This window comes from Planomicrobium okeanokoites (assembly GCF_003428875.1).
Classification (GTDB): domain Bacteria; phylum Bacillota; class Bacilli; order Bacillales_A; family Planococcaceae; genus Planococcus; species Planococcus okeanokoites.
In genome coordinates, this window is the sequence record NZ_QQRS01000002.1 from 478,071 (window position 1) to 490,797 (window position 12,727).

Annotated in this window: 15 protein-coding genes; 2 read left to right on the forward strand and 13 right to left on the reverse strand. The window is 45.8% G+C overall.

The window, feature by feature from the left end; genetic code table 11:
- The 7 genes from D2910_RS07335 to D2910_RS07370 all read right to left on the reverse strand — a co-directional run bounded on the left by D2910_RS07335 (position 1) and on the right by D2910_RS07370 (position 5,651).
- Positions 1-414, reverse strand: coding sequence for an RrF2 family transcriptional regulator (locus D2910_RS07335; protein WP_117312955.1), 414 nt, complete (start codon positions 412-414; stop codon positions 1-3).
- 150 nt (positions 415-564) lie between these two features.
- Complete coding sequence (locus tag D2910_RS07340; RefSeq protein WP_117312956.1) at positions 565-1,272, reverse strand: DNA alkylation repair protein; 708 nt, start codon at positions 1,270-1,272, stop codon at positions 565-567.
- 348 nt (positions 1,273-1,620) lie between these two features.
- Positions 1,621-2,031: an outer membrane protein assembly factor BamD gene (locus D2910_RS07345; protein ID WP_117312957.1), complete on the reverse strand. Its 411-nt coding sequence runs from the start codon at positions 2,029-2,031 to the stop codon at positions 1,621-1,623.
- Positions 2,032-2,429: 398 nt separating this feature from the next.
- Positions 2,430-3,272 (reverse strand): hypothetical protein, encoded by an 843-nt coding sequence (locus D2910_RS07350; RefSeq protein WP_117312958.1) that lies wholly within the window; start codon positions 3,270-3,272, stop codon positions 2,430-2,432.
- 35 nt (positions 3,273-3,307) lie between these two features.
- Positions 3,308-3,835, reverse strand: a complete 528-nt coding sequence (locus D2910_RS07355) for a GNAT family N-acetyltransferase (protein WP_117312959.1) — start codon at positions 3,833-3,835, stop codon at positions 3,308-3,310.
- Positions 3,836-4,208: 373 nt separating this feature from the next.
- Entirely contained in the window at positions 4,209-5,006 is a 798-nt protein-coding gene (locus tag D2910_RS07365; RefSeq protein WP_117312961.1) for an aminoglycoside adenylyltransferase domain-containing protein, read from the reverse strand.
- Between the two features lie 126 nt (positions 5,007-5,132).
- Complete coding sequence (locus tag D2910_RS07370; protein ID WP_117312962.1) at positions 5,133-5,651, reverse strand: DUF421 domain-containing protein; 519 nt, start codon at positions 5,649-5,651, stop codon at positions 5,133-5,135.
- A 278-nt stretch (positions 5,652-5,929) separates the two neighbouring features.
- Here D2910_RS07370 and D2910_RS07375 point away from each other — a divergent pair, with 278 nt between their 5' ends.
- A complete protein-coding gene (locus tag D2910_RS07375) occupies positions 5,930-6,451 on the forward strand; it encodes an RNA polymerase sigma factor (RefSeq protein ID WP_117312963.1) in 522 nt (173 codons plus the stop codon).
- Positions 6,435-6,980, forward strand: a complete 546-nt coding sequence (locus D2910_RS07380) for a hypothetical protein (protein WP_117312964.1) — start codon at positions 6,435-6,437, stop codon at positions 6,978-6,980. The genes D2910_RS07375 and D2910_RS07380 overlap by 17 nt, the downstream gene beginning before the upstream one ends.
- A gap of 386 nt (positions 6,981-7,366) precedes the next feature.
- Here the strand turns inward: D2910_RS07380 and D2910_RS07385 are convergent, their stop codons facing one another.
- The 6 genes from D2910_RS07385 to D2910_RS07410 all read right to left on the reverse strand — a co-directional run bounded on the left by D2910_RS07385 (position 7,367) and on the right by D2910_RS07410 (position 12,704).
- The gene (locus D2910_RS07385; RefSeq protein WP_117312965.1) at positions 7,367-7,699 is read right to left on the reverse strand and encodes a hypothetical protein; all 333 of its coding nucleotides are present in this window, start codon (positions 7,697-7,699) and stop codon (positions 7,367-7,369) included.
- A gap of 351 nt (positions 7,700-8,050) precedes the next feature.
- Positions 8,051-8,398 carry a hypothetical protein gene (locus D2910_RS07390; protein WP_117312966.1) on the reverse strand — a complete coding sequence of 116 codons (348 nt, stop codon included), beginning with the start codon at positions 8,396-8,398 and terminating at the stop codon, positions 8,051-8,053.
- Positions 8,399-8,507: 109 nt separating this feature from the next.
- The gene (locus tag D2910_RS07395) at positions 8,508-10,937 is read right to left on the reverse strand and encodes a heavy metal translocating P-type ATPase (RefSeq protein WP_117312967.1); all 2,430 of its coding nucleotides are present in this window, start codon (positions 10,935-10,937) and stop codon (positions 8,508-8,510) included.
- A gap of 72 nt (positions 10,938-11,009) precedes the next feature.
- On the reverse strand, positions 11,010-11,213 hold the full coding sequence (gene copZ / locus D2910_RS07400) for a copper chaperone CopZ (protein ID WP_179135716.1): 204 nt from the start codon (positions 11,211-11,213) through the stop codon (positions 11,010-11,012).
- A gap of 77 nt (positions 11,214-11,290) precedes the next feature.
- Positions 11,291-11,578, reverse strand: a complete 288-nt coding sequence (locus tag D2910_RS07405; RefSeq protein ID WP_084243598.1) for a metal-sensitive transcriptional regulator — start codon at positions 11,576-11,578, stop codon at positions 11,291-11,293.
- 364 nt (positions 11,579-11,942) lie between these two features.
- On the reverse strand, positions 11,943-12,704 hold the full coding sequence (locus D2910_RS07410; protein ID WP_117312968.1) for an MBL fold metallo-hydrolase: 762 nt from the start codon (positions 12,702-12,704) through the stop codon (positions 11,943-11,945).
- Between the last annotated feature and the right edge of the window lie 23 nt (positions 12,705-12,727).

The following is a 12,727-nucleotide window of genomic DNA, read 5'->3' on the forward strand; positions in this document are numbered from 1 at the left end:
TTAACTTTCAATCCCAGCCTGTTTTGCTTCCGCCATCCTGACAATATCGATCAGCAGTTTGTTTTCGAGCTCGTGCTTCATATTTTCTTCTGCCTGCTGCATGACGTTTTCAATCAGGCAGCCTTCGTGATGGATCGAGCACTCGAATAAATTCGTGTCCCCTTCAATCGATTTGATGACATCGAGAAACGAGATTTCCTTTTGTTTGCGTGAGATTTTGTAGCCACCCTTTACGCCGGGCGTCGATTCGATCAGTCCGGATTTCGTCAGCTTGGTCAAAATTTTCGACAGATAGGTCGGTGACAGCTTCTGCATCGCAGCCAATTCCTGAACCCCTATCGGTTCCCCGTCAGACTGGCGCATGATATGGACCATCGTGTGCAAAGCGTAGTTCGTCGCGTTCGAATATTTCATGGTGACCTCCTATTGATATTTATTCACAGATATTAAAGACTCTATTTGTCTTTAATTGATTTAAATTTATCACCCTCTATGCAGGAAGTCAACTCGCGGGATTTTTTCTCACAAAAAAGAGCAGCTTTATAACAAGCCGCTCCTTCCCATTTAACATCTCACATATCTCCGCTTGAAGCCCAATCGATCTTTTTCCATCGCTTTCTCGATGGTCGCGGCTGCATTCAGGAAACTGCTTTTCTTGCCTTCACGCTTCATTTCAACTGGACCGATTTGCCGGGCTGTTTCCAGCGCTTCTTCAGTCAAGGGTTTGAACGACACGCCAACCGTTTCGATGAAATTATTCATCGCTGACTTCGTGCGTTCCGGAGCATCGTGAATCGTGTCTTTAACGAGGTTCAGCATGCCGGACAGCTTGCTCTTCGAAAACTCCTCGTCCTTGCGGCTCCCGAGCAGCCAGCAATAGCAGCTCCAGCCGGCGGACATCCGCAGCTCCTCGCCGCTCGCAATCCATTTGTCTGCCACTTCCTGCGCGATATCCGATTCCGCCAAAGTCACAGCCACTACATAGTCCGACAGCATAAAGAAATACGCGGAATCCAGCCAGCGGTCGTAATCCTCTGCCGTCATCGCCTTCGGGTCGGCAATGATGCCCGCGAAATACATCGCATCGTAATTGCCGGTCGCATATAACTCTTCCGCCAATTCCTGATCGATCTTTATCTTTTTCGCCATCGGTTTCATGACACCTGTTGCCACGCCAAAAAGCGGCTCATGTGCACCATTCGTAAGATATTTCTTCTTCATATTCTCTTTGCTCAGTGCTTCGAGTTCCTGCATGACCGTTTCAAAATCCATCGCTGCGCACTTCCTTTCCGTTCCGTTATCACTTCTTTACAACAACCGTCACACCTCGCGAGGTTATTTAATTTTTGCGGCTTAACTCTTGGGCTTCATCTCTGTAGAATTCACTTTTTTCCTATCTGAGCGCCACCTCAGAAAGTTCATTACTTCCGCAATCAGAAATCCGCCAAATATTCACGGCAGCAAGCCGAAACCTTCCGGATCAGCGAATAGTTCCGCCGCCGCTAATGCCACGATTACACCTGTGAAAAGCATCAGATAATATTTCTTGTTGCTCGCTATGTATGAGATCATCTGAATCATTCCTTTCTGGCACTCAACCCTTTAGAATCAGCTTGCTTTTCATTCCGCTAGTATGTGCTTTAATTCTTCTGTCTGATCTGCCGTCAAAATAAAAAAGTCCTGATCTTCATTTCCGGCTAGGTCGTCATTCGAAAGAATAGTTCTGCCATCTTCCTGGTACCAGACGTAACGGCTAATTTCAGAAACACCTTCCTCCGGAATATCCAAAGTGAAGAAAGTATCCGCTAAACTGGATAAATTTGCGGGTTTCTCCACCTCTTTTTCAGAATTCATGATATCTCTCAAATCCGTTATCGATTCTGCAGCCATGATGTCAGTATGGAACTTTACCTCACTCGTTTCATCCTCTTGAAACGGAGTCCCAATCCTTATCACTTCATCATTTGACGAACAGCCTGCAAGTGTTATGGCGAGAACGGCTGTTGCAATCAACTCTTTTAAATGCTTCACATGACCCGCTCCTTCCGGATATATTACATTTTCAATTTCGCAAAATCTTTTAACTATATTTTACCATATGTTGAAGCACTCACTTAGGGGTGACAATAAAATTGCAAAAAGCGGATGAGAAACCCGCTTAGGGCGATTCGTTTTACTGAACGTTGATATATTCTCCTGAGCGCTGATATAATTTGCTGAACGCCGATATATTCTCCTGAGCGCCGATATAATTTGCTGAACGCCGATTTACAAGCAATCACGCAAAATCAGCTCTTCGAAAAGGCGGTTTCAGCCACCAACCAGTCTTTATTTCAATCCATCTCACTCAAAACCCCAATTCAAAAGAAAAACGCATGCTTTTCGCAGGCGAAAAGCGAAAAAACCGAAAGCCAGACCAGCCTTCGGTTTCAAGCCAAAAAATACTCTTCCTTATTGTCGATGCGGTAAATTTTCACTTCTCCCCAGGTGTCCGAGCGGCTGATGAAATTATACGATTCAGTCGGCGCGAGCCCTCTTGAAACGCCTTTGATCTTGCCGACGGGCTGCGCCGATTCTTCGCCGATACGGCAGGCGTAACACCATTTTGTATCCTCCAGCACGAAATAAACGAAATCGCCGCGGATGCTGATCGAAAAGGTGCCTTTGTTCAACAGGTCCGGTTCGATATGGATGGTGATCGATTTCGACTCCGGAACGATTTCGATCAGCGGCTTCAGCAACGGCACAAGCCAGATTGCGGAATTCTCGCCTTTGACGAGCGCCAGTATTTCCAGAATGTCGGGCTTATCCGGCAAATCGGTTTCATATTTGAAAATCGGCAGGCCGTCCCACCCGAATAACACCAGCTTTTCACTCGGCAGCCCCTTTCTGAAACCACCATAATAATAGCTGAGCCAGAACCCTTCCGGACCAACTGCAATGTCTTCGATCGCATCGCCCGCATAAAACGAAGCTGTAATTTCACCCGACAGATTCAGCACGAAAATATTCCTTTCAAACCTTCCGCTTCTGCGCTGCACGAGAACAATCCGGTCCTGATCGATCCAGCGGACAAAAGGATTGGGATCATTGATTGGAGAGGGAATCCATTCACTGTTGATAACGAGCCAGTTTCTTCCCTTTATTGATAGATAGAGTACCAGACCAGTTTGGTCCTGCCAGTCTGCGTCACGAATCGAATATTCCTTGAAGCGTGAATCTCCGCTTGAAAAAACAACTTGTTCAGTCAGATGAATCGGTGTTTTCAGCATTTTCAGCACATCCTGACTTTTGCTTGATGCTTAGTTTATTCGCTGGAAGTTGGCAATAACCCTTGCGCACCATTGCTTTTCAAGCAACGGATCGCATATATGCTTTGCTCTGCCCCATACCGGATAACTTTCCGTTCCAATCCCATGCCCAATTTCTCCAGCAGCCTGCACGAAGCAAAGTTTTCACTTTGTGTTTCCGCCAATACCGCCGGCAACTTTAAACTGTTCAATGCAAAATCGATAATCACTGTAACCGATTCAGCCGCGTATCCCTTTCCCCACCAATCCGGCAGGAGTTGGTAGGAAACTTCATAGTCGATTCCATCGTGATGAAGATCCAAAGAAATCAAGCCAATAAACTCGTTAGTGGTTTCTCTCCGCGCCACCCAGCAATATGCAGCTGGTTGTGGAGTGAGCATACTTTCAAGAGTTTCCTTGAGAGAATCCGCATCTCGAATACCGCCAAGATATCTTCTTACTTCCTCATTTACAAAAAGCTTAGAAACGTCTTCACAGTCGGATTCCTGAAAAGCCGATAATACACACCTTTCTGTTTTAAACAAACAAAATTCAGCTCCTTGCTTGTGCCCAGCCCACTTCAGGCTGGCTGGTTCTTAATTTTGAAATAATAAAAGATCTGAATAGCCGGGAGAAACACCAGCGGCAGGAAATAAACTCTCATCTCGATAAAAATGAGAATCAGGAAGATGGGCAGAAACAAAAAATAACTGAGCAATACCGTTTGGTGAGAGTTTTTTGCCAGTCCAAGTCCGAAAAGCAAAATTGAAGGGACGATTAACGTTAACGAGCCAAATCCTAATAAAAAATCGACGATTGCGGTCATGCAGCTCCACCTTTCCGTTGAAGAAAGTTTTGAATGCTTTGATATCTGTATTATATCGCTAAATATACAGAAAAATCCAAATTCGGATTACATTATTTTTCTTTCAACAGAATCTTTACATGCGCATCTATGTAATCCCTGAATTCCAGTAAACCCTCTCTATTGAATTTGTCCTCGAACCCTTCGTACACTTTCAACGCTGTCCCGGCTAACGATGCAAACTTTTCCGGAAAGTTGATCGCCCCCCATTCACCCGCTTCCTGTTTCGAAGAAATCTCTCCTTCTTTTAAATACCAATAAACCCGGATCAAATTGAGTACGCTGTATACGGGTTCCCGTAAATTTTTTTCCAGGCAGTCCTCATAATCGTCGAGGATGGAAGCTATATAATCCGCTTTTGGGACCATCGGAAAAACTTGATCAATCGGCCGGCCTTCCAGACAAATCCCCCGCTGGTGCAAAATCATAAAATGGGCAGCGAGGTCGATATCGGATTTCCCTTCGGTATCCAAACAAGCAGTCGTCCCTTGCACAGCGTCCTGCTCAAACCGCTCCCGCCAATACTCGCTGAAATGAAAATCGTAAGGCGTCGGGAACTTCCAATCCTTCAACTGAGCTTGATTCAAAACACTGATTTCAACAGGGTATGGGTTCCGCGACTGCTCCAAGAAAAGTGCGGCCAGCTTCCTCTTTGTCTCCAGACTGATCGGAGTTTCCGTCACAACCAACAAGTCGACATCGCTTCGGGCCGGATTGAATCCGCCCATCGCAAGCGAACCGTGCAGGTAGACGCCGATAACCGAAACCTCTATCTGATGATGCAGATCAGTGATCAAGGCATCGAGAAATTGTTTTATTTCTATTGAACTTATTGTCATTTTATCGCCCACAAGAAAAAGCCTCCCCTTTTACTTATTGCTTCATCTTTCTAACCAGCCATCACTTTACCTATTTATCACTATAAGCTTTTCGTTTCCACAGTAAAAGGCGGCCGGAATCGATTCCGGCCGCCTTTCTTATTTTTCCAATACACCTACCAGTGCATCCTTCGATTTCACATCTTCCTTTTTGATGATGGACACCGAGCCATCCCCTTCCAGGACGATTGCCTCCACATTTTCAAAAGAACTCATGCCCTGTTGCCGCACTTTGCCTCTCAAATCCTGCTTCCGGAGCCGGTTCTTTTCCATCTGCTCTTCATTGAAATTGCCTTCGTAATATAAAAAGACCGGTGAAGTTTTTATGAAATCCGAAAATCGGCGGGATTTGGCAGCCGTTTTGGATACAATGTATTGCAATAAAGTCAGCATGGACAGTACAGCGACACCATCCGCAAATGATACCTTTTCGCTGGTAATGACGCTCGACAAAGTCGCACCATACGTAACAGTTATGATGAAATCAAATATATTCACATTGTTAATGGACCGTTTCCCCGATATGCGCAGCAGAACGATGAGGAAGGGATAAGCCAACGCAGCCATAATTACAATGCGCAACACGCTTTTCCATCCATCAAATAATAAGGTATCCAAAATCTGTCCACTCCCTCTCCGTTCGTTTCACAAGGCGGGGCTTTACTCAAAAGTTACCCTTTGGTGTGCGGGTTGAAACGGAAGCGGGAGCAGATATAAAATGCAAACTAATGGATCAAGCCTGATGAAAATATGACGGCCGCTTTAATTTTATTCCTTAAATTCCATAAAGAACTCTTCAGAAGGCTGGTATGCATTACACTTAATACCATCGATTCCGAACATAAAGCGCTACTTTTATCCAACTCAATCGTCTAGACCGGTAAGGAGGGGAAAACATGGATGAAGAAGTGGAAAGATTGTTTCTCGAACACAATAAAACGGTGTACCGCTATATATACTGGCTGGTCAAAAACAAGGAGACTGCAGAGGATCTGACGCAGGATACCTTCTATAAGGCATTCAAGAATCTCCATAAGTTTCAGGGGCAGTCTTCCGAGTCGACTTGGCTGCTGAAGATTGCGCGCAATGTGACTTATGATCATTTCCGCAGAAAAGGGCTGATCAGTTTTTTGAAATGGGACAGTAAAAACGATGTGGACACGTCGTCTTTGAGTCCGGAATCCTCCATTCTGCGGAATGAAGAGCTTGCCAAACTGTATGAGGCTTTCGACCATTTGAAGAAAGATTACCGGGATGTTTTGATTCTCCGCAAAGTGAACGAACGCTCCATCAAAGAAACCGCCTATATCCTGGGATGGACGGAAGCGAAGGTAAAAGCCAAGGCTGCACGGGCATTCGAGGCTTTGAAGCAGGAATATAACCGAAAGGACGGTTTTGTAAATGAGCCAACAGAATGAGTTCGATCCCCTATTCGAAGAAATGAAAAGCGCCGAGCTTTCCGATTCCGCAAAACGCGACAGCCTTGCCAATATCCAAAGAAAGCTCAGCCGTAAACGGCCGCATTTCATCCCTACTCTGGCATCTGGTATTGCAGCCGTGGCCGTCATCGTCTTTCTTGTATTTTTCGCTTCCAACTCTTCGATGTTCGAGAATATTTCCAGCGGCGGCGCCGGTGAAGATCAATTGGTATTTACCGGTTCGAGCGAGAATTGGAAGGTTGAGTATGTAGTCACCTATCCAAAAGAAGACTGGCAGAAAATCGTTTACACAATCACATTTATTGGGAACGACGTGCCTGAATCTGTCGAATATTCAATTGACGGCACCTTTGGTGGCCACTATGGTGGAGACAAGTTATCGGCAGATCAATCAGTAGGCGGGAGATCAGAAGGTAACGGTGCGAAGGTACAGGAAAACGAAGAAATAGATGCCACTATCAAGTGGGACGGAAAATCCGAATCTTTTCTGCTGACTCGTGAAGAGTAAATAGACGTTTTTTATGAATCATGAAAATGAATGTATTTCAAGAAGAGAGCTTGCACTTGGCAAGCTCTCTTTTATGTTCGATGGAATTTCTCAATAAACCTTCCATTAAGATTCACGGTTTGTTCACCAAGTCCGCTGCTCCAATGGCTATGCCTGTATATAGCATGCCCAGTACGGGCATTTATGTATTTCTCAACTCAATGCCCCTCTATTACTTAAATCGATCACAACAATTCCCCAATACATAAAGCTCGCAACAAAAAAGACCGTTCCGAATACCGTGACTATTTTCGGCAGCTTTCTGTTTGTGTATATGAGGAACAAGCCGATAGAAATGTGAATAATAATAAACAAGAAAAGACTAATGATCCTTCGCCTCCTGCCTTCTATTCCTGATTTTCGTATTTACCCGAAGCTTTTTTAATCCCGATTATCACAGCATAGGTGATGACCATTCCAAATGCGACACCGATTGTAGTTTGCATTATGGAATCATCGTCTCCAAAAATTATACGAACTATAAAATAGCCGAAGATTGCACCCATAATCAGACCAACTAATGATTTCAAATCTTTTTTCATGCTCTCACCCCTTCCATATACTGTAACATAATAGATTTGCAGCGGTCGAACGGCCATTTGCTCTTTCGCCAACAGCGCTCCAGCTAATAAAGGAATATTAACCAGAGTGGTTTTTCGCTTTTCGCCTGCGAAAAGCATCCATTTGTCTTTTGGGCTTGGGGTTGGTCTGCTGGATTTTGGCGGGAAAATTTTACTCCCAACTTTGGTCGGTTTACTCCCAACTTTGCCTCTTTTACTCCCAACTTCAGTCGATTTACTCCCAACTCACTTTTCCCACGATTCGGCGCCTCTTATTTTTATCCGAAATGAATGAAAAATACTATTTCACGTGTGGCCAACTTGCCCGAATTTGTGCCAGACTTTTTTATGCCCAACTTTAGTCGAAATACGCCCAACTTCGGCTGTTTTATGCCCAACTTTCATCGAAATACGCCCAACTTCGCCCTATTTATGCCCAACTCGCTTTTCACGCACCAATCCCTACAACCTCTATCTCACAATTTGTCTTTTGGGCTTGGGGTTGGTCTGCTGGATTTTGGCGGGAAAATTTTTACTCCCAACTCTGGTCGGTTTATTCCCAACTTTGCCTCTTTTATTCCCAACTTCAGTCGATTTACTCCCAACTTTGCTGCTTTTATTCCCAACTCCCTTTTTCCGCGATTCAACACCTCTTATTTTTATCCGAAATGAATGAAAAATACTATTTCGCACATGGTCAACTTGCCCGAATTTGCGCCAGACTTTTTTATGCCCAACTTTAGTCGAAATACGCCCAACTTCGACTGGTTTATGCCCAACTTCCACCGAAATATGCTCAACCCGCTTTTCACGCACCAATCCCTACAACCCCTATCCCACAATCCCCACTCCCCAACAACAAAAAGCGCCCGCCGGATCTCCCCGGCAGGCGCTTGAAACTTCCAGATTTTATTACTTTCGAAATAATTTACTTATCCAATTTCACTCTCTGCAGACGCAAGGAGTTCAGGACGACCGACACGGAACTGAAAGCCATCGCGGCTCCTGCTACCCATGGCGCCAGCAAGCCGATGGCGGCAATCGGGATGCCTACTGTGTTGTAGGCGAATGCCCAGAACAGGTTCTGTTTGATATTGCGCATCGTTTTGCGGCTCATGATGATGGCATCCGCGATGCTGTTCAAATCGCCGCGGATCAAAGTGATGTCCGCCGCTTCCATCGCAACGTCGGTACCTGTACCGATGGCCATGCCGATGTCAGCTGTCGCAAGTGCCGGCGCGTCATTGATGCCGTCGCCGACCATCGCCACTTTCTTGCCTTGCTGCTGCAGTTTCTTCACTTCGTCCGCTTTGCCTTCCGGAAGCACTTCCGAAATCACTGCGTCGACGCCGACTTCTTTGCCGATCGCCTGTGCGGTCCGCTCGTTGTCGCCGGTCATCATGATGACATGGATCCCCATTTTCTGAAGGCGCGCAATCGCGCCGCGCGAAGTGTCTTTGATCGTATCCGCGACAGCCACCATTCCGGCGTACTGTCCGTTGACAGCAGCCAGCATCGCCGTTTTGCCGTCGCTTTCCAACGCTTCCATGTCAGGCAGAACCGCTGATACATCGATGCTGTATTGCTGCATGAGCTTACGTGTTCCGACCAGGACGCCTTGTCCTGATACGGTAGCCTGAACGCCGTAACCCGGAATCGCTTCGAAATATTGTACTTTGCCAAGTTCGATGCCTTTTTCCTGGATCCCCTGCACAATCGCTTGCGCCAGCGGATGTTCGGATTGTTTCTCAGCTGCGCCAATCAATGAAAGAACGTGTTGTTCGTCTTGTCCGTCAGCGAGCGAAACATCCGTCAACACAGGTTTGCCGTGCGTGACGGTACCCGTTTTATCGACAACCACTGTATCAATGCTTTGAGTCTGCTCTAAATGTTCGCCGCCTTTGAACAGGACACCCATTTCCGCTGACCGGCCGGAGCCCGCCATAATGGAAGTCGGTGTTGCAAGGCCTAGCGCACATGGGCAGGCAATGACCAATACCGCAATCAGCACTTCAAGCGCCGGTGTGAAATTGCCCGGGTCGACAAGGAAATACCACACGAGGAACGTCACTAACGCGATGCCGACAACAATCGGAACGAAGATGCCGGAAATCTTATCCGCCATTCGCTGGATCGGCGCTTTTGTTCCCTGCGCGTCTTCCACCACTTTAATGATTTGCGCGAGCGCTGTATCACGCCCCACTTTCGTCGCTTTCATTTGGATCGAACCATTGCTGTTGATCGTTGAACCGTAGAGCAAATCGCCAGCCGCTTTATCGACCGGCAAACTTTCGCCCGTCAGCATCGATTCATCGACTGCCGTGGTTCCTTCGAGCACTTCGCCGTCCACCGGAATCTTTTCGCCGGGTTTAACGAAGATGGTGTCACCGATTGCCACTTCTTCGAGCGGCACTATTGTTTCGACACCGTCCCGCAGCACGACAGCCGTTTTCGCCTGAAGGCCCATCAATTTCTTGATCGCTTCCGATGAACGGCCTTTCGCTTTCGCTTCGAATAATTTACCCAATACGATCAAAGTAATCAAAACCGCACTGGTTTCAAAATACAGATGTGCCATATGAGGCGAACCGGCGTGAATAATCGCCTGGTAAACGCTGTAGAAGTAAGCCGCCGATGTCCCCATCGCGACTAGCACATCCATATTGGCGCTGCCGTTGCGAAGCGCTTTATAAGCTCCGACATAGAACTGCTTTCCGATGATGAATTGCACCGGTGTCGCCAGCAGCATCTGAATCCACGGATTCATCAAAATTTCCGGAACGTATAAAAATGAAGTGAAGGAAAAGTGGCCCACCATAGTCCACAGTAAAGGCAGAGACAGAATGGCTGACGCAATGAACTTCCATTTCTGCTCCTGGATGGCTTTTTCACGGTAATCCACTTTTTCCGTTTCTTCCTGGTGCTGATGAGCGCCGTAACCCAGTTTTTCCACTTTCGCGATGATGTCGCCAACCGTCACTTCGGACGGATTGAATTCAATCGTCGCTTTCTCGAGCGCCAGATTGACGTTCGCCGCCGTGACACCACCCAGTTTGTTCAACCCTTTTTCAACGCGGGTCGAGCAAGCCGCACACGTCATACCGGTAATATCAAATTCCGCTTTCTGTTTGACGACGCCATAACCGAGCGCATCGATTTTCTTTTCAAAATCCGCTTCGCTGAGTTTAGTGGAGTCGTACTGGATCGACGATTTTTCAAGCGCCAAATTGACACTTGCCTTTTCGACGCCATCCATTTTGTTCAACCCTTTTTCGATGCGGGTCGCACAGGCGGCGCACGTCATACCGGTAATTTGAAAGTTAGCTTCTTTGGATGTTTCTTTAGTTGCTGTCGCCATGATATTCTCCTCCTCCCTATACTATATGGGGGTATATTTCATTTAAAAGAGAAGAGTGCTGAAAGAGCACCCTTATACTACGTCATATCCCTGGTCTTCGATTGTTTCCTTGATTTCGCCAAGTGATGTTTTGCTGTCATCGTAATCCACGGCAACCTGGCCGTTTGCAAGATCCACTTTCACTGACGAAACGCCTTGAAGTTCGCCCACACTCGATTCAACCGCATTCACGCAATGTGCGCAAGACATACCTTCTACTTTTAATGTTTCATTCATTATAATTCCTCCTAAGTTCTTATTTTCTTAAGCTTAATATACCTTCTCAGGGTATATCAACCTTTTTGTTCCTTCTTTTACTTCGTCATCGTCTTCATGACGTCCATCAATTCATTGATCGCTTCTTCGCCTTTATTGTCTTTGATGGCTTTTGCCACACAGTGATGTGTATGATCTTCCAATAAAGCCAGCGACACTTTGTTCATGGCCGACTGGATCGCACTCACCTGATGGAGGATGTCCACACAATAGCGGTCGTTCTCGACCATTTGATGGACGCCACGAACCTGCCCCTCAATCCGTTTCAACCGGTTCAAAAGCTGCTGTTTGTTTGGCTGTACTGTTGATTTCATTGTAGTTTCCATTTGATCAACCCTCTCGAATCAATATACCCTATACCCGTATATTACTAATATTTTGACAGTTTGTCAAAGCTGTTGATTCCGAAGATGTTTGACTTGTGATTGCATGTTTTATATCTCCTCCGCTAATTAATTTTGAATAGTTCAAAAGCGGAATATACAGTGAGGGGGTATATAATAAGTCAAAAATTGGGCGGCTCTTGAACTCCGCCGCCAAAACATATACGTGTCTTTACATGGTAAATACATCACGTTGCTTACTATTTTAAAAAACAATTTCAAATCGAATATATTATTTAGCAGGAAATAGAGAATGTTTTTAAAAGACTCCTCATTTCCCAAGCACTTACCAGCTGTATTCCAGCGATTAAAAGCTGTTGCTTTCGCCATTATTTGGCACAATCAGATTGGAAGACATGTCTTTTTCTTCACCAAACTTCTGCAGATCTTTTCTTGACAGATTCCAGTGGTTAACAGCTTCCATGTGTACAGAGATGATTTTTGCATCAGGTGCCGCTTTATGCACTTCGTAGACATCATCTTCTTTCATGACCAGCGAACCGCCTTGAAGGAATTGGTTGTCTCCTGCATTTACCACGATGATTTCCGGATTGTGGGCATCGATCGTTTTTTGCACTTCATCATACCAAACAGTATCTCCAGCTACATAAAGTGTTTTTTCATCTGCGTGCTTGAAGACAACGCCGCATACATGGCCGGCCATCTTCAAGATTTCGCCTCTGCCATGTTCGCCTTTTGTTTTGATCAACTGGATATTTTCGAATACTGTGTCTTCCTGAAGAACTTCAATATTCGTGAAGCCTGCACCTTCAATCTCTGCTTTGTCTTCATCGTTCTGCGTGAACAATTTGATGTCTTTCGGCAATGCTTCTTTTGCTGCATCATCCCAGTGGTCCAGATGTGTGTGAGTGACGATAACAGCATCTATATCAGCGATGATTTCTTCCACCGAAAGAGGCAGGCTCTCAAGTGGATTGTTTTGATCTTGTCTGTCTGAATTGGGGAAAGGCGGTAAAGTTCCTTTCTCCGCTAAAAATGGATCAACTAAAAACTTCTTTCCTGCAAAATCTATAATCAGGGTAGCATTTCGTATTTGTTGAATATGCATGGTTCCATCTCCTTTTTGTTTGA